Consider the following 17,597-nt stretch of genomic DNA (forward strand, 5'->3'; position numbering starts at 1 on the left):
CTGATCGGGTGACGGGATGACGGACCGAAACACACGAGGCTCCTGCGCCGTCGAGAGGGATTCGGCGTCTCAACTCATCCGCACAGGAGCCTCGTTGGTTTCCTGTTCTGCCGCGCTCGAACTGCCCCGTGCCCCGGCCGAGTGGATGACCGTGCTCACCGTCACCCGTGAGGGTGACCGACGCTGCAAGCTCCCGCTCCACCGGCGCGCTCTCGTCGGCCCGGTCCGCCTTCGCCGGCACGACACGCTCGCGCGGATCGCCGCCGGCTTCGACACGTCCGTCGGCACCGCCCACGCCTACGTCACGGCCGTCATCGGCCACCTGCCCCGAAGGGCGCCTGGGCTGCTACGGGTCCTGCGCGAGACCGATCCAGATCATGTCCTGCTCGCCGTCACGCTCGCCGAGTGCGACCGTGTCGGCGACAGCCGGCAGGGCGTCCCCGTCCTCGCCGACCGCGCCTGCATCGGCACCGGCCTCTGGGTGACCACACCGATCAGACGGCTTCCCCCTGCCGGGCCCTCGCCACGATCCGGCAGGCAGTCGACCGGGTCCTGTCAGTGACGCGAGCACCGGTCGAACGAAGCATCGCGCGACTGAAGTCCTGGCGCATCTTCCTCCGGTCCCACTGGAGCCCCGATGGCATGACGGCCACCGCCGCAGCGGTCCTCACCCTGGAGCGTCGGATCTGAAAAGGCTCCCTACGTTGTGCGGCGGGACAGGGCGGGCCTTTCGTATGGTTCTCCCACCCAGGGGTGCCGGGTGTGGTTCAAAAGGCTCTGCCGCGTGTGGCTTCCAGTGATCGGCCGCCCGGCGCCCCACGACGACTCGGCTGCCAATGAGGAATTGCGAATGATCGCTCCATAGGGAATCGCCAGCGAGGTCGTCCGTCGGGAGGCACCCCGTGTCCTCGCTCCCTCCGAGCCCTTTTCCTGGACGATGGTGTCGAACCCGCCCGCACTGCGGTCGGCACCAGGAACGGACGGTCGTATGGACCTCCTCGACCGCGCCGCCTTCCGCACGGCACGAACCGCCGCCCGTCGCCGTGGCGACGGGCCCGCCCTGCATCCCGGGGGGGTGGTCATCGCGGGGCCTCTCGTCGTACCCGACCACCGGGATCAATGGGACGTGCCGTCCCGCATCGGTGAGCACCGCCGTGATCCGACGGCCCGTGATCTTCCAGCTCTGTTTCGGGAAGACCCGGAACCGGAGTCCCCTGGCTCGGCTCACTCTCCATGGAGGGCTGCCTCAGTCCTTGCCGGAAGGCGGCGCGTTCGATCCCTACCTCGCCTTCCTGCCCGGTTTTCACCCCGTTGGCCGCCTTCGGTCACTGCGTCCCGCCGCGTACGCGGGGTCACGAGCCGGACGGCACGCAGAGCGCCCCTTCTGAGGGGTCCCGGTGCGGAAGGACCCGTACGACATCCGTACGAAGGCGTTCAGGCACCGAGCTTGCCGACCACGTCGTTCAACATCGTCGCCAGCCGCGTCACTTCGCTCGGGTCCGGTGTCGAGATGCCCAGCCGGTCCACCGATTCCGCCCGGGTCAACAGGGCCGCCGCGCCACGGAAGGCGTCGCTGTCACGGGTGGCGGGCCCGGCCAGTTGCGCTCCGCCCTCCAACAGGACCGAGGCAGCGTCGTCCTCCGCCGCCAGCAGTTCACGCGACAACGCCTCGCCGACCATCACGTGTTCCCTTCCATGCGCACCGATGAAGGTGGCCGTCAGCCGGACGCTCAGGCGGAACGGACAGGTGACCAGCTCACCCGCGGTCGACCTGACACCGTCCCCGCGAGGGCTCTCGCTCACCTCGGCAGGGCCCGACGCCGACTCGTACCGTGTGAACGGCGCCCGGAGCGGGCCGGTGACGGACCCCTTGCCGAGCAGTCCGCTCAACCGGAACACGGCCGGTAAGCCAGGTGACCGCCGATCTCTCCGCCGAGCCCCACTCCGATCAGGGTGCCCGTCGCCTTCCGCCGTCCGGGAACCGCGTCGAGCACCACCGCCGAGAACCAGGCGCCGACTCGCAGGACGACGCCAGCGCCGCGCATCAAGGCAGACACGACCAGAAGGCCGCGGCGCCCCGTCCCCCTGTCCTACAGGTGATCGCTGTGGCGGCGGCCGAAGCACCGGACGAAGGCCCACCCAATACGATGGGCGGGCCATCCACCACCAAGGGTCACCCAGGAATCCTGCGGTGACGGGCAGGCGACGCCTGCTCAGGTGCCGACGGCGGTGACACCGAACATCAGGGTCCGGCGGCTGACGTCGTAGTGCACGGTCGGCGTGCTGCGCAGGAGGTCCTGAAGTACGTCGGCGTCGTCGGCGTCGACGGTCAGCACCTCCTCCCAGGCGCCTTCGTCCAGGACGAGCTGCAGGGTGAGGGTGCCCCGGGCGGCGGGCTCACCGGCGACCCAACTGAACTGGTAGTGGCTGAGCTGGCGCACCTTGATGCTGTCGTCCGTGACGGGCTGGGGCACCTTGGTCGTAGTAGCTCTGGGCATGATGGCTCTCCTCGCGTGGGGGATGCGGGTGCGGGCAGCCGGCGTGGGGGACATGGATGTCCGTACGGCCGTGGGCTGCTGGACTCAGACTCAGGGTGCCCGGCAGCACCCGCCAGGTGAGGCGTCCACTCGGCCGAGTCCTGTCCCGCGGATCCGCTTACGACAGCACCGGTCCCATTCACAAACCCCTCTCGAGCAGTGCAACGCCGCGCCCCAGGCCGTCGCCGCCACCGGGGCCAGGTCACGCCGTCGCCGCCACCGGGGCCAGGTCACGGGAGCACGTCGGGGCGTCCTGCGGTCCAAGTGGCGTATCCCGGCATGCGGGCGGAAGCAAGCGCTGGTGGAGTCTGCTGTGTCCATGTCCTCCACTTTCTGGAGAAAGATCATGCTGTCTTTCCGCAAGACCTTCGCCGCAGTTGCCCTGACCGCTGCCGCGGTGATGGCCGGTCCCGGCATCGCCTCGGCCGACGACCACTCCGGGCGGGGCGAGGAGCCGTCGTCCTACGGGCAGTGCAACGACTTCACCACACAGGTCGGCGCGGTGAACGTCAACCAGGGCCCGGTCTGCATCGACTTCGGTTCCCTCTACGAAGAGGACGAGAACAAGGGCGGTGACGGTGGTGACGTGAACTTCAACTGCAACGCTGCCGTCACCCAGGTCGGCCTGGTCAACGTCAACCAGGGCCCGGTCTGCATCGACTTCTGACCCGCACACTGGCGAGCGGCCCCTGTACCGCCGTCTTCGGCACGCCCGTCACGCCGTGTTCCGAAGACCATCAAGGGCCGGCTCGCGTATGGCCGGGAAGGCCCGGCGTTCACCTGCTCGCGTCGCTGCGGCCTGCACAGGAATCAGCACCGGCGTGAAGGTGGGTGGGAAGGTGCGGTCGCCCGGTGGTTCGGGCGACCGCACCTTTGCTGTGGCGCGCGTGCCCGTGGGCCCCGGTCTGTGGTGTCAGGTGAGGATGTCGCTGGGGTCGTCGGCCAGGGCGAGGCGGGCGGTGATGCGTCTGCCGGCCGCCTCGCACCGTACCTCGAAGGTTCGGGCCACGGTCATGACGATTTCCAGACCGTGCCGGCCGATGCGACCGGCGTCCGCGGCCCGGGCCACCGACAGGACCGGAGCGGAGTCACGCACGGCAATCTCCACCGTGTCGCCGGTGATGCCCAGGTCCAGCACAGCCGGGCCGGGTGCGTACTTGCGGGCGTTGGTGACCAGCTCGCTGACCACCGGCTGTTGGAAGAGAAGTGATGGAGACCGGGAAGGCCGAAAGGCCTGTCCGTCTGTCGGTCACGGTCACGGTCACGGTCACGGCCACCGCCTCTGGGGACATCCACGTCGTCTCCCTGACCGGGGAGATCGATCACACCACTGGCGACATCCTGCGCCATGCCTTGGCCGTTCCCGACGGCTCGTCTCCCCGGGTCGTGGCCGACATGCGGCAGGTGACCTTCATGGACTCCAGCGGCATCAACATCCTCATCGCCGCCCACCACACCCTCACCAAGGCGGGCGGCCGGCTGCGCCTGGCCGGAGCCAGCACCACCGTCATGCGTACCAGCTGCCGGGAACGCGGCCGTAGCCCCGGTCGCACAGCGCACGCTCGTCACCGTTCATACCGGTTGACTCTCCCCCGGCAGCGAAGCCGCACGACGGCGGCCGCTCCGTCTTCGGGGCGGCCCTGGCATACGTGCTCTCGCCCTGCCCGACAAGAAGGCCGGGCAGGGCGGGCTGCGCCGACTCCGGCTCGTCCAGCGACGAGCAGGGGAGCCGGTCACCGCAAGAACTCCCTGTGCTCGCCTCCCGGGTGCCGGCTACTGATCGAACCCAGGCTCAGAGGGTGTGCCTTACCCGCGCTGTTGCGGCACCGGCAGCGGGCGGGCGCCCCTCGTCATCGTCCTGGCCTGTGTGCCGCGCCGGAAGATCCGTACCGCGTAGCCGATGGACGCCGCAGGCGTGACCCAGACGAGATGTCCTTCTGCTTCCCGCTGCTTCGCGAGCGTGGTGAAGACCGGTTCCGGCTCAAGGCAGGAGGGTGCTGCGCCTCCGCTGCGCCGTACGCCGGTGGCGGGCGTGGGCCGCATCGTCGTGGTCACCCTCGGCTCGACGCGATCTGGACCGTCCGGGTCATCTCCAAGCGTGGCCCGCTTTCCGCACAATGGCGCGGCCTCGTGCGGCGCGCGGGAGCACGACGAACTCGCGGAAGGCTCAGTCTCGGCGGATCTTCGTGCTTCCTGATGGGCCGCACCGTCTGGTTCGGGGCGGTCGCCGTTGCGGTCCGCCCGTGCGAACCGGGCGCAGACCGGGAATGGTCGGTTCTACTTGAGGATGGTGGCCAGTGCCCCGCTGCCGGTGTCCATGCCGCCGCGCGGACCGGAGTGGCCCTGGTCCAGGGGCAGGGCGATGTCGAAGACCTGCCGGCCTGCGGGGGTCGAGATCGTTGTTGGTGTACGCGGCGGCGGTCACCCCACGGGCGGGGTGGGGATGGCGGGGGCGGCGCGGCCGGGTTGGTCAGCGCGCCGTCGGTGGTGGTGGTCTTCGGGGCGGCCGGGTCGTCGATGTTGTGGCGCAGGTTCTGGCCGGTGTCGCTGATCACGCGCAGCCGGTTGGCGGCGGGGTTGAAGTCGACACCGAAGTGCGTGCCCTTCAGCGCCACGGTCAGCTGGAGACCTTGGTGGCCTTCGCGCGGCTGTCGAGGGTGTAGCTGCCGCCCTTGTCGCAGGCGCCGTACAGCTTGCCGTTCTGCACGCGGTAGGCGATCCCGACGAGCTTGCCGTCTCCTGCGAGGCCGTGGACGCGGCCGCGGGAACGGGGCGGGGAGGGGTCGTGCTCGGAGAAACCGACGAGCTGCTGGTCGGCGGTCAGACCGACGACCTGAAGACCGCCTTGGTGCTTCCCCTGCGCTGTGGCCACCGCCACGACGGGCAGGGCCAGGGTGAGCGCCAGGGCAGGGGCGAGTATGGCTGCGTGCATGGGGATCTCTCGAAAAGCAGGCCCGGGCCGAACGCCGGGCGTCACCCTGTGACACAAACACGCCCACCCGGTCACATCTCGTCACGGCGGTCAACCGGGTGACCGCCGTCGGGTGAGAACTCTTGGAGCTTTTCCTGACGAGGTCGCGTCCATGGCTTGCAGCTACGCCTCCCGGGGACCGCGTGGTCGAGGGGCCGGGTCTCTTCCGGGACGGGGACTTCGTGTGCTCTCCCGCTCGGAGCCCGGTGCCTGGTCAGGGCCGTCGTAGCGGTGGCGGCATCCAGGAGGATGCCGAGTTCCTCCAGTGCGATGCGGCATACCGTCTCTGCGTCGGCGGGGTGGTCATCGGTGCGGCGGGCGTGGGCGAGCGCGGCGGCGCCGACGGCGAGGAGCTGCTCGCGGTGGGTGGCGTCGGGGTCGTGGAGCGCGGCCAGCACTTGCTGCCACAACATCATTACCGGCTCTCATTCCCTCGCCGGGATCACCGGACCGGTCTGCTGGCGTTCACTGCTGCCGGACCTGGTCGCCCTGTTGATGTCCGCCGTGTCAGCCGGTGGGTTGCAGGTGGGCGAAGACGACGAGGTTCTCGGTGTAGTCCTTCGCCGTGCGGTCGTAGGCGCCCGCGCAGGTGATCAAGCGTACGAGGGCGGCGGGGGTGTCGTCGTAGACACGTCGGTCGGGGAAATTGTTCTTGTGGAAGCTTTCCACGGACTCGACGAGAAAGACGGCGGTGGTGCCATCGGCGCGTGCGACCTCGAAGGTGTCTCCGGTGTCGAGTTCGCTGAGGCGGGCGAAGACGGCCGGGGCGGTGGCGGTGTCGAGGTGGCCGGCGATCAAAGCGGTGCCCTGTTCCCCGGGAGAGGTGCCCGAGGTGTGCCAGCCGACCAGATTGGTGTCATCGGCCGGAGGCGCCTCGAGAGCCCCGGAAGGCCCGATCTGCAGGTCGGTGAACGGCGCGTCGACCCCGATCCTGGGAATCCTCAGGCGCACGGGAGCCGACCGCGGCATGGCAGGGCCGGCCGGCGGGGCACTGCTCGGCGAAGCCTGGCGCGAGAGGTCCGGGACGGGCGGTACGGCGGGCTGCGGTGCGGCTGCCGGAGCATGTTCGGCTGCGGAGGAAGCCGCAGGACCGAGCGGCACGGTCGCGTCGTGCGGGAACATGCGCGGGCCGAAGACGGCCAGGAGCACGATCAGCACCAGCGTCCAGAACACCGTGGGTACGACCCACCGCACGGCACGCCGAGACCCTCTCGCTACTGCGGGATCTGGCCGGGTCTTCACCAGGGACACCTTTCGCGCACTCAGAGCACAGAGTCGAGGGGCGGATCAGAAGCGGACGATGCCGGACACGGGAGGCCTGGAAGAGGGCTCCCGCGTCCGGCCGGGTGTCACGCCGTCGCGCCTGCGGCCTTCTTGCGCCGGTAGAGGACGAACGCGGCCGCTCCGCCGGCCAGCACCACGGCGCCGGTCACGTTCGTGCCCGTGCCCGCCAGGCCGCCACCACCGGTGTGCATGCCGCCCTTGGGCTTGTCGTGCTCCTTGCCCTGGTCCTTCTCGTGGTCCTTCGTCTCAGGCTTGGACTCGGGCTTGGTCTCGGTCTCCGGCTTGGACCAGTCATCGGCGTTCACCGCGGTGAGCGCGCCGCCGCCGGTGTGCACGCCGCCGTGCGGCTTGTCGTGGTCCTTCTTGTTCTGCTCGTCCTTCTCGTGGTCCTTCTTGTTCTGCTCGTCCTTCTCGTGGTCCTTCTTGTTCTGCTCGTCCTTCTCGTGGTCCTTCTTGTGCTCCTCGTCCTTCTCGTGGTCCTTCTTGTTCTGCTCGTCCATGGACCGGCTGTCGCCGAGGAGGGACAGGGCACCGGAGCCGGTGTGCATGCCGCCGTGCGGCTTGTCGTGGTCGCGCTTCTGGCTGTGGGTGGAGTCGTCCTTGGACCAGTCGTCGCCGGTGGCGAGTGCGTACGCGCCGGGCGTGGTGATTGCCAGAGCTGCGACGGTGGCGGTGGCGGCGAAGAGAATGCGGGCAGAGCGCATCGATGGCTTCCTTCCGTACGCTGCGCCGGCCGACTTGCTGTCAGCTCTTCAGACGCGGCGACATGGCCCACCGTCGGCCGCCGCTTGTACAGATGCCACTTGAGGTAGTGCATCCGGGAAGCCGGCATGGTCCTGTAGAGCCGAAAGGGCGTCAGCAATACGTCCGGGGCGCTGCGTACCGCCTCGCCATGACATCGATGGGTGCCTGGAAGGACCGCCCGATGAGGCCAGCCGAATGCTGGTCGGACGCTGTCCTTCAGCGCATCGGCGCAATGCCGCAGACTTTCAGGACGACCTGTCGCGTCGGCGCGGGTGGTGCGTCCTGGAGGCAGCAGAGCAGTGAGGGCGGCAGCATTCCCTGCCAGCCCAACAGCCGTGTCTCGGGCCTTCCCGGTTCGCGGCGTACCTCGAGACCGGGCACGGAAGTGCTCTGCCAGCCGTCGTCGGATACCCGGGTGCGGGGTGGACCGGCGGTGGGCCGGAGCGGCCCGCCGCCGGCGTCTGCGGTGGTCAGTGCTGGTTGAGCGGGAGGGCGACGTCGACGACCTGGCGGTCCGTGGGGAAGGCGCCAATGAGGTCGGCGCGGCCGGTGAGGACGTTGATCTGGTAGAAGCGCTGCTTGCCATCGGTCGTCAGGGCCGCGAAGCCGCGGTTGGTCCCGTTGGAGGGCTTGTAGTAGATGTCGAACCCGGCCCAGGGGCCGGCGTTCACACCGAGGCCGCCGGTCGGGGCGAGGGTGCCGGCGTTGGCCGGGGACTGCAGGGAGACGCGGTCGTTGGTGGTGTCGATGTCGAACAGCGTGGTCGCGGTCGCCGCGTCGAGGTCGTTGTTGGTGTACGCCGCGCCGGTGACGCCCAGGGCCGTCGACGGCGGTGTGGTGGGGTTGGTGAGGGTGCCGTCGGCGGTGGTGGTCCTGGGGGCGGCCGGGTCGTCGATGTTGTGGCGCAGGTTCTGGCCGGTGTCGCTGATGACCCGCAGGCGGTTGGCGGCGGGGTTGAAGTCGACGCCGAAGTACTTGCCCTTCAGGGCGACGGTCAGCTGCGAGACCTTCACCGCCGCAGCCTTGTCACTGAGGGTGTAGATGCCGCCCTTGTCACCGACGCCGTACAGCTTGCCGTTCTGGACGCGGAAGTCGATCCCCACCAGCTTGCCGTCGCCCTTGAGGCCGGTGACCCTGCCGAACGACCAGGTGCCGGCGGGGTCGCGGACGTCGAAACCGACCAGGCGCTGGTCCGAGGTCAGACCCACGCTGATCAGGCCGTGGTCCGCGGCCCGGCCCTGCGGCGCGAACGGATCGCCGCCGCCGGCCTCCGCCGACGCCATGACAGGCGAGAGCAGGGAAGTGGCCACCGCGGCAGCAGCGACAGCGGTCGCGACGAGACGAGTACGCACGAGTGAACTCCGATCGACGAACGGCCCGCACCCTCGATGAGGCGAGTCCACGGATCCTTCGACACCCTCATGCGTCAGGGATCGGTACCAAGGGCCACAAACCCTCGGACGGCCCGCAAAAGTCCTACCGCCACGCCCATGCGCAGAGCAATCACCGCCGGTGTCGACGCCCTACTCCCCGCCCCACGCCTCCCAGACGAGCCTGCCGACCGTCTCAACAGCCGCAACACTCCTATGACGGCCTCCCTGGCACGCCACCGTGAGGCGGACCAGGCGGACCAGGCGGACCAGGCGGGCTCACGGGCACCTCGTCGGCCAGAGCGCGCAGCTGCACGGCGGTCCGGTTGATCAGGGTCAGGGCGCCGGGCGTCTTCAGGACGTGGGCATAGACGTCGTCCAGGCCGGTGCGGTAGCGCATCGCGGGGTCATCCGCAGGGTTGCGCAGGACGCGGCGGAGGTCGAGGTGGAGACCGGTGGCGACGAAGCCGTGGGTGCGGCCGTGACGGACGCCGATCGAGGAGGTGGCGGCGGCGACGAGGCCGCGCCCGGGAAGGTGGGTGATCTGCATGTCGACCACGGTTCCGGGCAGCCGGCCTTTCCGACAGGAGTTGCCCCTTGCCTCCCTGGGGACGCGACTCCCCATGCCGATTGCCAAGCGGCTGAGGCAAGGGCTAGGGCCGGACCCGGGTTCGTCCGAACCCGGCGAACGGCCACATCTTCATCTTCGAAGAGGCGTTACTCGGAGAGGCTCGTGTCTGCATGCGCTCATGATCGCTGAGTCGTTCATGATGACGCGCACCCTTGCCCGCGGAACTGTCGTGACCCTGACTCTGCTGGGAGCCGGCCAAGCAGCATCTCCGGCCTGGGCCGGAGGCGTCGGCGACTTCCTGTCGCCGGCCTTCGGTACCAGCTGCGCCAACCACCACACAGGTGCCCGGGCAGACGGGACGACCACCCACGGCACCGGAGCGGCCAACGGCAACCTCGCCGGACTCCCCCTCGGCAGCCCGCTCAACCAATGCGGCGGAGCCGACATCCTCGCGCTGCCCGTCGTCGACCTTCACATTGACACTTTGGTGAAGATCTTTGCCATCGTCGTCTGAGATATCGGCCTGGCACTGTCGGGTGAAGTGCCGGACCACCAGTGACGGCGCGGGGGCGAGGGGGTCAGCGGCCGTCCGTCCACTCGCCCACGACCGTCCACTCCTTCGACAGATCGCTCGCCCGGTGGCCGCGGATCTCGTCCCGCATCTCCTCGAACGTGGCCCGCCCCCGGTGAAGGGGCATCCACGGCCTCGGGGAACATCGGTCGGTACAGCGGCTGTCGGTGATAACAATCATGGTCCGGGCGGCACGAGGGTGCCGACCCGGTTCTCGCAGCCGTGGCAAGCCTTGCGCCGGGCCGGAATCGCTGGGATGCCTTGGGTGCCGTCGAGCGGCTGACAGCGGGCGAGGAGTTGGCGGTGGACCGCTGGTACGGCCGTGACGCGAAGGGTGTAGCCCTGGCCGCGCCGTACGGCCACCTCCTGGCCGGGTGCGGTCCGCTCGACGGGCTCCAGTTCGATGGCGCGCAGGAAGCGGGCGACCTTGCCCGGCATGTCGAGGGTGACCGCGGTCTCCGGTGCTGGGATGTCCTGGCGGTTGGTGATGTGTTCGGGCACGAAGGCAGCGACGGGGATACGGATGGCGTCGCGGCTGACGTAGTGGTCGCGGGTCAGGCCGGCGATGGGCCGGCCGCCCAGGTACCCGCCCTCCTCCCCCACATCGGGGAAAAGCCGGGGGTAGTGGCTCCGCGCCCTCGAGCCGTAACCGCTGAAACGGACGGCGCAGTTCAGGTCTAGAGGATCAGGGGAGTGCCTAGACCACCGGTGAGACCGCCGACACCCTCGTTGCGGGGCAGGTCGAGGGGCAGTTGGCCGAGGTTGCTGAGCACTCCGCTGCTGTGGGCCGTGTGAGCCACGGCCGTGACCTCCCTATGCGCGTTGATCATGGTGTTGCCGTAAGCCGCGTTCCCGATGCCCACAATGTTCTCGCTGGCGGCCGCAGACCCGGCCGAGACGGCAGCGCCGGCGGCGATCACTCCGGTGACTGCCGCGAGACGGCAGGCCGTGCGTGAGACGGACAAAATGGCGCTCCCCCGGAGAGACGGTCCGACCGGTATAGACGGTCCTCCGGACAACGACAAGACACCGCCAGAACAGTCACACCCCTGATCTGAAGTGCAGGAATGACGCCACGGGGCAGCACTCACCCGATCAGATCCCGGTCCATACCGTCCAGGAAGAAGAACCGCTCCAGCTCGGGCCTCGTCGGCTCCTAGGCGAATGGACGCGGTGCCGACGTCGAGGAGACCGACCAGGACGGGGGCGTCGGCGAACAACTCTCCTTGGGGCTCGTCGAGCCGGGAAGGGTGTCCACGCGGCCGGACGCGTCCCCCTGCCGCCTCCGGGAAGCCGGGAGCAGGGGCTTCGAGATCCAGGCCCGTGCCGGAGGGTGCAAGGCTCCAGTCCAGCGCTCTTCGCCGCCCGCAGCCGCGGCTCTCCTCTGCGAGGACAACGGCCGGGCGGACAGGGAACGAGGCGGGCGGGGGCGGGGCGACCCGCTCGGCCTCCGCGATCAGAGTGAGGACGGCGGCCGAACGGGCGGCCCGCCACCCGGCCCGTGCTTCCTTCCACAGGCCCGGCGGGACGAGCAGACGGCGCAGGACCTGCCGCGCCGCCGTGTGCAGGGCGGCGGCCTCCCACCAGCCGCAGCAACTCCTCCGGCTCGTAGTTCGTGCGCGGCAGGCGCCACGAGACCAGCGCGAGGAGCTGGGCGCAGGCACGCCGGGCACGGGTCGAAAGACGCGACGCAGGAGGCACACCTCTTCAACGACTCGGGAGCGTCAGCCAGTACGGGGTCGGTCAGGGGGTGTCGCCCGAAGCACGGCTCCTCTTCCCACGGCTGTCGCGTGGGAAAGACACCTCATGCAGCTAGCCGGTCAAGTCGACCTTGGTCAGCCGGCTGCAAAGGCGGCCAGCAGGGTGTCCGCCCGGACTTCCAGTTCGGGCGTCAGAGTTCCTCTCACGGCCACCATGAGCTCATCGCCGCCGACAGCGCGGGCAAGCCGAACCTCGACCTGTCGATGCTCGCCGACCAAAGGGTACGAGTACCAGCCGTCGGCCCGCTCGTCGTCGGTCGCCTCGACCGCCAGAGCCACCGTCTCCCAGTCGGTGGCATCGAACCCGTAGCCCATGTAGTGCGACAGCAACTCCAGGAACGACCGCAGGTTGCGCTCCCTGATCCATCCACCGACTTCTGCCATGGCTCCCCTCCGTGTTCAGAAGGGACAGCCTGTCATGGGCCGATGTCTCAGTGATCACCCTGCTGCAGCAGGAGGGGAAACGCGACCGCTTCATCGAAGGGGGACGCGTACCAGGAGGCAGTGGTGAAGCTGGCCGAACATCCGGTTGAACAGGCGCCGCAGGGCTTGCACGTGCCAGTCCCCTCCTGCCCGGCTGCGCCGGTAGTGGGCGTCCGCGCCGAATGAACCGCTGAGGGAAGCGAAAGCCCACAGGTGGCCGACGTGGTTGAGCCGATTGTTCTTCACGAATCGGCGTCCGACGTAGCGGCGTTTGCCCGAGGCTCGCGTGATCGAGGCCGATCCCACTTACGCCTTCAGCCCTCCAGCCGTGGCGAACCGTGTCCGGTCGTCGCCGATCTCGCCCAGGATGCGGGCACCGACCTGGGGACCGATCCCGGGGAAGCTCAGCATGATCGGCGCGTCCGGGTGTGACCGAAATATCTCCTCGGTGGCGTGCGCCAGGTCGTCGACCGCCTGGCAGGCCGCGTCCAGACTGCAGCAGCAGGGCCAGCGCCTGCTTGCCCATGGCGTCCTCGACGAGAGGCACCTGCCGAGGGGCCTCGTGACGGAAGAACTGCTGGATTCGTTCGGCATCCGTTTCGATGCCCCGGCGGCGGCCGGCTCGTCGGAGCATGGCGGTCAGCTTCCACATCGGCAGCTTGGCGTCCAGGGCCGGTGTGGGCGCGACGGCCAGGATGCGGCGGGCATCGGGGCGGATCAGGGTTCCCGGCTTGTCCCTGAACGCCGCGATCATCGCCGGGAAGTACTCCCTGAGCAGGGACCGCAGCTGGTTGGCGACCTGCTGGCGGTTCCAGACCGCGTCCTGCTGTGCGCGGGCCAGGACGGCGACGGCCTGGGCCGGGTCGGTGTCGGCGGGCAGCGGGCGGTGCACCGGAGCGTCGGTGCGGATGATGTTCGCCAGCACCAGGGCGTCGCCCGGGTCCGACTTCTTGCGGGGGCCCTGCCGCAGCGTGGCGACGAGCAGGCCGCGGCTGGTCTCGATGGCCACCGGGATCGGCGTCTCCGCGGTATCACCGTGCTCGGCCAGGAGGTCGAACAGTGGCCGGTAGCCGTCCAGGTCGCCGTTGATCCGGCACTTGGCCAGCAGCTTGCCGGTGTCATCCACGAGCGCGACGTCGTGGTGTCCCTCCGCCCACTCGATTCCGCAGAACACGTCCATGGATCCCGGCCCTTCTCCCGGGCTGTTCTCGAAGGCGAGCACGCGGGGCCGCACGGCGGACTAATTCCAGGACTCTGTGGTCCGCCACCTCATCAGCCGTGCGCGGCACCGCAAGGCCGCACGGGCGCGCGCCGTGTCCAGAGCTCGAAGCTCGTGAGGAGAAACGCGTCACCGTGCGGCAGTTAATCCATCGAGGATCCCGAACACCCGACAGACCAGTGGGGGCAGACCGTGCGAGGGCCGGTCGGCGCCCAGCGCCACCAGTCTTTACAAAGACCTCGCACGGTCGGAGGGGTCGTAGGGGTCACCACGGCACCGACCGGACCACACACGTCCTGCCCCGGGCTGGACAACCGCCGCGGGCCCCTCAAAGATCCAGGACCTCTCATTGCTAACGAATTGGAGGTGTCGGCGCATGCGGACGGCTTGCCCGCGCCGGGTGGCCTGCGAAAACGAAGGGTGTCCGTTTCGCCGGGCTCCCACCTGCGGTCACACCTCCGGCCCCCGCCGCATGCACCTCGCCAGGCAACGGTTCAGCCTCCCCCGGTGCAACCCTCCGCCGGCCCCGGCCGGAGAACGCAAGCGGCGTTGTGACCGGTCGAGATAGATGTCACCTGGTCCCGACGTCTGTCACCGCACACTGTTACCCCTCCCCCAGAAGGAGGATCTGCCTTGACTGTCCTGTGCTACCCAAAGTTGATCGCGTGCCATCAGACTCTGAGGGATAGGGAAAGCTTCACTGCCAGGTGACAGATGCAGGCCGTGACGGGGGGCTGGTATGCGGTGGGTGTTCCGGTGGATCGTCAGGGGCTCGGGCGAGACGAGAACCCTGGACGTTTATGACGTCGCGTTCTTGGCGGGCGGGGCCCGGCATGTGGTGGACAGTGCGGTCACCGCGCTGCACCAGCGTGGGTCGCTCGTGGTGAACAACGCACAGGTCCATTCCGTGGAGGGGAAGCAACCTCTGCATCCGGTCGAGCGCGCGATGGTCGCCTTCTGCAGGCACCCGACAGACATCGACATCGTACGAGCCGTCCTGCAGCGCTCCCCAGAGGTTGAGAAGATCGGCCGCGGGCTGGCCACGTGGGGGCTGGTGGCGGGCGCGGAGCGTCAGATGACCCCTGCGGGCCGCCGACATCTCCAACAAGCCCAGCTTGACCCGCGCATGTTGGCGTACGTCTTCCCTCATCGCAGCCCGCGCTGGGAAGGGGCCGCGCCACCTCCGGCGGGCCAGCCCCGAAGGCGGCCGGGCGGCAATCGTCGTTACGGCGGCCCCGGCCTGGATACGGATACACACTCCGGCGGCGGTCACAGCGACGGGGAATGAGGCAGGTGACAACAACCGCGACGAGCTGGTGACAGTCTGCGCGACCAAGGCGGGGCGAACGCGCAGGTCGTGGGGCGCCTGGTGACAACCATCTCGACCAGTCACCGGCGTTCGGAGGAGGACTTGCCCATCCTGTCCCGGGCTTGCGCAGGGGGCCGTGGGCAAGCCCGGGGGAGGTCGCAGCGGCTTGCCCGGGTCCGTGTGGAGGCCGGGCAAACCGCGCCACACCTGCTGGCCGGCGCCGCTCGATGTCAGCAGGGGCAGGGTCGTGGTCGCCACGGTGAGCCGGTGGTTCACACTCCCCACCCGGCGGGCCCGCTCGTGGAAAGCGGCCTCCCTGGTGGCCGGAGCCGCACGGCGCGGCGCGGGTGCGAAGACGAACAGCACCGGCGGGAAGGGCCGCTCCAGGGACGGTCCGGCGTAGGCCTCCTGCCAGTGGGAGCGCGGGGCGCGAGCAGCGTTGCCGCGCCCGGCAGCAGGTGCGCCCCGGTAGGCGTCGTAGCGTTCCAGCTTGTCGATGAGGCGGGTGTAGGACATGGTGCGGTCGATCTCCACGAACGCGCTCGTCCCGTCGTCCAGGAGCATCACGCCGTCGGGCACGAGGCTCCCGGCCGGAGTGGGATGGGCGACCTCCACGCGCCAGTTCGCGTGGTCGGGCACCTGCGCCTGGTGGAAGGCGATGACGGTGTCGACCAGGGCGAGGCCGTGCTCCCGAAGGCCGGTCTTGCCGGCCGCGATGCGCTTGCCCGTCGTCCGGCCGGCCGGGGTGCAGTACCAGTAGCTCTGCTGGGCGCGGTGAGTCCGGCCGACCAGGGCCGGGGATTCTGCGAGCAGGTTGCGCAGTGCGCGGCGGACGTGGTCGGTGTCCTGCTGGTGGGGCAGCAGCAGCGTCTTGAGCTGGTGGGGTGTGGCCAGGCGCAGCCGGGCGAGGGCGAGCAGGACCTCGCCGCGCAGGTCCGCACCGGCCTTCGCCGCCGTCCTCCGGGCCCGGGACGCTTCTCCAGGTACATCAGTACTGGGAGAAGAGGAGTTGCAACCGGCCGGAGCGGGCGAACCGGGGATCTGACCAGCGACAACCGTCAGTCGGCGGCTGGAAGCCGCGGGGCCGGGGAGCGAGGCTTGCCGCAGAACGCGCAGCGGGGCTCGCCGTCGGAGCAGTGTCCGCCGGGGCCAGCGGGGCGGGGGCGATGGTCATCGCGTCCTCACGGTTCTCCGGCCTGCGCGGCCGGATCGGCAGTCCTCCGGCCCGCACACAGACGTGCACGCGAGCCGGAGCCACCGTGAGGAAGACCCTCTTGACCGCGGTCTGACCGCCCCCGCCACCGCCCGCCAGATTCCTCCTCGACCGCCCCTTCGCCGTCCCGGTTTGTCCGTGACCGGTGCGACGTTGAGCGGTAGTTGGATTCGTTGATCACTACTTGGCCAGGCACGCGCGTGAGCGGTCCCGCATCATCGAGTTCTGATCAGGTAATAGGGATCCGTGCGGGTCGTGCCCTTTGGGCCGCTGTGCTGGTGGAGTGCTGACGCAGGGCGGGGTGCCGATCCGTTCGGACGTCTGCGGGCTGGAGGAGGCGCGGTCCAGATCCGCGCCTCCCTCAGCGCATCACCCCGCCATCTGCCGTTCTTCGGGGCATTCCGGCAACGTCTGATCACCTGCTCCGCAGCCCTCGCCCCGCCGGTCGTAAGCCCCTGAACGGGGCCGCTTCTGACCGGTTGTCGACATACGCCTGAACGTTCTCAACCCCGTACAGGTGAACGTGCTCGGTTGATGACGCGCTGACCACGGGTTCTCGCCAGTCCGCGATGGGCGGTCGACGGCGTCAGGCGGCCGGGCACTTCTCATGTCACCTTGATGACGACCTTGCCCGCGGTGTGACCGTTCTCGACGGCGGCAAGGGCGGCCGGGGCTTCGGAGAGCGGATGGACCGCGGTGATGACGGGTGCGAGGACTCCGTCGAGGGCCAGCCGGGCCGACCGCTCCAGGTTCTCGCGGTCGACGCGACGCTCGACGAAACGCCCACCGAGGTCGGGCACAGACGTATCACCCACAGCAATGACGTTGCGGGGATCCCGGGCCAGCGGAGCGACGGTCCGCAGCGAGGTGCCTCCGACCAGGTCGACTATCCCGTCGAAGCCGTCCGGAACCAGCTCGCGTGCCGCGGCGACGACGTCCTCGGCGGTGTAGTCGACGAACCGCACCCCGATGCCCTCGGCGTGCTCGCGTTTGGCAGTACTCCCGGTGCCGATCACGAGCAGCCCGCGCCCGACGGCCAGCCGGGCGACGGCGAGGCCGACCCCGCCCCCGACCCCGTTGACCAGGACCGTGGCACCGGCCGGGAGTCCGAGCTGGTCGAGCACGTCCACCGCGGTCGTCCCGGCCACCGGCAGCGTTGCCGCCACGGTTGCGGACAGGCCCGGCGGGATGCGCGCGGTGTTCGGCGCGGACAGCACCGTGGTCTCGGCGTAGGTTCCGCCGCCGGTCAGTGCGAAGCCGAAGACCGCGTCGCCCACCTCGAGCCCGGTGACGTCCTCGCCCCGGGCAAGAACGGTTCCGGCCGCCTCCATGCCCAGCACGCGGGGAAACGGACGTCCGCCGTCGAGACCGTCGACCAGACCTGAGCGCAGAAGGTGGTCGAGGGGATTCACGCCGGCGACGTCGACCCGGATCAGTACCTCACCACGACCGGGTACGGGATCGGGACGATCGAAGAACTCCTGCACCTCGGGCCCGCCGTACCTGTCGAAACCCCATGCCCGCCCCATCTTCCGCCGCCTCTCGTATGACCGACCCGGTGATCCCGGGCCCTGTCGCCATCCTCACCTCTGACATTGATGTCAGGGGCAACCGGCTGAGACGCA

General features: G+C 69.6%; 15 protein-coding genes and 5 pseudogenes. 5 read left to right on the top strand and 15 right to left on the bottom strand.

All coding sequences use genetic code 11. The annotated features are described in order from the left end of the window. Positions 1-94 precede the first annotated feature (94 nt). Positions 95-690 (top strand): annotated as a pseudogene (locus tag ACWGSR_RS07825) (transposase family protein). Positions 691-1,434: 744 nt separating this feature from the next. Here ACWGSR_RS07825 and ACWGSR_RS07830 read toward each other — a convergent pair. Continuing rightward, positions 1,435-1,890 (bottom strand): DUF1360 domain-containing protein, encoded by a 456-nt coding sequence (locus ACWGSR_RS07830; RefSeq protein ID WP_453564444.1) that lies wholly within the window; start codon positions 1,888-1,890, stop codon positions 1,435-1,437. Positions 1,891-2,213: 323 nt separating this feature from the next. Continuing rightward, the gene (locus tag ACWGSR_RS07835; protein ID WP_376239880.1) at positions 2,214-2,498 is read right to left on the bottom strand and encodes a hypothetical protein; all 285 of its coding nucleotides are present in this window, start codon (positions 2,496-2,498) and stop codon (positions 2,214-2,216) included. Positions 2,499-2,883: 385 nt separating this feature from the next. Here ACWGSR_RS07835 and ACWGSR_RS07840 point away from each other — a divergent pair, with 385 nt between their 5' ends. Continuing rightward, the gene (locus ACWGSR_RS07840; protein ID WP_453564446.1) at positions 2,884-3,204 is read left to right on the top strand and encodes a hypothetical protein; all 321 of its coding nucleotides are present in this window, start codon (positions 2,884-2,886) and stop codon (positions 3,202-3,204) included. Positions 3,205-3,450: 246 nt separating this feature from the next. Here the strand turns inward: ACWGSR_RS07840 and ACWGSR_RS07845 are convergent, their stop codons facing one another. Beyond that, positions 3,451-3,726 carry an ATP-binding protein gene (locus ACWGSR_RS07845; RefSeq protein ID WP_453564448.1) on the bottom strand — a complete coding sequence of 92 codons (276 nt, stop codon included), beginning with the start codon at positions 3,724-3,726 and terminating at the stop codon, positions 3,451-3,453. Positions 3,727-3,746: 20 nt separating this feature from the next. Here ACWGSR_RS07845 and ACWGSR_RS07850 point away from each other — a divergent pair. Continuing rightward, positions 3,747-4,043, top strand: a pseudogene (locus tag ACWGSR_RS07850) (STAS domain-containing protein); the annotation flags it as partial. A 545-nt stretch (positions 4,044-4,588) separates the two neighbouring features. Here ACWGSR_RS07850 and ACWGSR_RS07855 read toward each other — a convergent pair. The 6 genes and pseudogenes from ACWGSR_RS07855 to ACWGSR_RS07880 form a co-directional block, all read right to left on the bottom strand. Next, positions 4,589-5,469, bottom strand: a pseudogene (locus tag ACWGSR_RS07855) (DUF4394 domain-containing protein). A 71-nt stretch (positions 5,470-5,540) separates the two neighbouring features. After that, positions 5,541-5,921 (bottom strand): hypothetical protein, encoded by a 381-nt coding sequence (locus tag ACWGSR_RS07860; RefSeq protein ID WP_453564450.1) that lies wholly within the window; start codon positions 5,919-5,921, stop codon positions 5,541-5,543. 94 nt (positions 5,922-6,015) lie between these two features. After that, the gene (locus tag ACWGSR_RS07865) at positions 6,016-6,702 is read right to left on the bottom strand and encodes a class F sortase (protein ID WP_453564453.1); all 687 of its coding nucleotides are present in this window, start codon (positions 6,700-6,702) and stop codon (positions 6,016-6,018) included. A gap of 155 nt (positions 6,703-6,857) precedes the next feature. Then, the gene (locus tag ACWGSR_RS07870; protein ID WP_453564455.1) at positions 6,858-7,496 is read right to left on the bottom strand and encodes a hypothetical protein; all 639 of its coding nucleotides are present in this window, start codon (positions 7,494-7,496) and stop codon (positions 6,858-6,860) included. 510 nt (positions 7,497-8,006) lie between these two features. Further along, positions 8,007-8,819 (bottom strand): DUF4394 domain-containing protein, encoded by an 813-nt coding sequence (locus ACWGSR_RS07875; protein ID WP_453564895.1) that lies wholly within the window; start codon positions 8,817-8,819, stop codon positions 8,007-8,009. A 301-nt stretch (positions 8,820-9,120) separates the two neighbouring features. Continuing rightward, positions 9,121-9,456, bottom strand: coding sequence for a hypothetical protein (locus ACWGSR_RS07880; RefSeq protein WP_453564457.1), 336 nt, complete (start codon positions 9,454-9,456; stop codon positions 9,121-9,123). A 199-nt stretch (positions 9,457-9,655) separates the two neighbouring features. On the opposite strand from ACWGSR_RS07880, the gene ACWGSR_RS07885 reads away from it, so the two are divergent. Further along, a complete protein-coding gene (locus ACWGSR_RS07885; protein WP_453564459.1) occupies positions 9,656-9,991 on the top strand; it encodes a chaplin family protein in 336 nt (111 codons plus the stop codon). A 234-nt stretch (positions 9,992-10,225) separates the two neighbouring features. Here ACWGSR_RS07885 and ACWGSR_RS07890 read toward each other — a convergent pair whose 3' ends face one another. The 4 genes and pseudogenes from ACWGSR_RS07890 to ACWGSR_RS07905 all read right to left on the bottom strand — a co-directional run bounded on the left by ACWGSR_RS07890 (position 10,226) and on the right by ACWGSR_RS07905 (position 13,411). Next, positions 10,226-10,651: a resolvase gene (locus ACWGSR_RS07890; protein ID WP_453564462.1), complete on the bottom strand. Its 426-nt coding sequence runs from the start codon at positions 10,649-10,651 to the stop codon at positions 10,226-10,228. 74 nt (positions 10,652-10,725) lie between these two features. After that, entirely contained in the window at positions 10,726-10,848 is a 123-nt protein-coding gene (locus tag ACWGSR_RS07895; RefSeq protein WP_453564465.1) for a hypothetical protein, read from the bottom strand. Between the two features lie 1,035 nt (positions 10,849-11,883). After that, positions 11,884-12,192, bottom strand: a complete 309-nt coding sequence (locus tag ACWGSR_RS07900; RefSeq protein ID WP_453564467.1) for a hypothetical protein — start codon at positions 12,190-12,192, stop codon at positions 11,884-11,886. Between the two features lie 47 nt (positions 12,193-12,239). Continuing rightward, positions 12,240-13,411, bottom strand: a pseudogene (locus ACWGSR_RS07905) (IS110 family transposase). Positions 13,412-14,198: 787 nt separating this feature from the next. Between ACWGSR_RS07905 and ACWGSR_RS07910 the strand changes: the two are divergent. After that, complete coding sequence (locus tag ACWGSR_RS07910) at positions 14,199-14,738, top strand: TIGR04222 domain-containing membrane protein (protein WP_453564469.1); 540 nt, start codon at positions 14,199-14,201, stop codon at positions 14,736-14,738. Positions 14,739-15,278: 540 nt separating this feature from the next. On the opposite strand, the pseudogene ACWGSR_RS07915 reads toward ACWGSR_RS07910, so the two are convergent. Both ACWGSR_RS07915 and ACWGSR_RS07920 read right to left on the bottom strand, forming a co-directional pair. After that, positions 15,279-15,896, bottom strand: a pseudogene (locus ACWGSR_RS07915) (replication-relaxation family protein); the annotation flags it as partial. 681 nt (positions 15,897-16,577) lie between these two features. Next, positions 16,578-17,501, bottom strand: a complete 924-nt coding sequence (locus ACWGSR_RS07920) for an NADP-dependent oxidoreductase (protein ID WP_453564472.1) — start codon at positions 17,499-17,501, stop codon at positions 16,578-16,580. Positions 17,502-17,597: the final 96 nt, after the last annotated feature.

This window comes from Streptomyces sp. NPDC055632, from assembly GCF_053618675.1.

Coding starts and splice junctions, on each gene's coding strand:
- ACWGSR_RS07860 (WP_453564450.1), bottom strand. CDS start 5,921: ATGTTGTGGCAGCAAGTGCTGGCCGCGCTCCACGACCCCGACGCCACC.
- ACWGSR_RS07835 (WP_376239880.1), bottom strand. CDS start 2,498: ATGCCCAGAGCTACTACGACCAAGGTGCCCCAGCCCGTCACGGACGAC.
- ACWGSR_RS07880 (WP_453564457.1), bottom strand. CDS start 9,456: ATGCAGATCACCCACCTTCCCGGGCGCGGCCTCGTCGCCGCCGCCACC.
- ACWGSR_RS07885 (WP_453564459.1), top strand. CDS start 9,656: ATGATCGCTGAGTCGTTCATGATGACGCGCACCCTTGCCCGCGGAACT.
- ACWGSR_RS07840 (WP_453564446.1), top strand. CDS start 2,884: ATGCTGTCTTTCCGCAAGACCTTCGCCGCAGTTGCCCTGACCGCTGCC.
- ACWGSR_RS07870 (WP_453564455.1), bottom strand. CDS start 7,496: ATGCGCTCTGCCCGCATTCTCTTCGCCGCCACCGCCACCGTCGCAGCT.
- ACWGSR_RS07900 (WP_453564467.1), bottom strand. CDS start 12,192: ATGGCAGAAGTCGGTGGATGGATCAGGGAGCGCAACCTGCGGTCGTTC.
- ACWGSR_RS07920 (WP_453564472.1), bottom strand. CDS start 17,501: ATGGGGCGGGCATGGGGTTTCGACAGGTACGGCGGGCCCGAGGTGCAG.
- ACWGSR_RS07875 (WP_453564895.1), bottom strand. CDS start 8,819: ATGGCGTCGGCGGAGGCCGGCGGCGGCGATCCGTTCGCGCCGCAGGGC.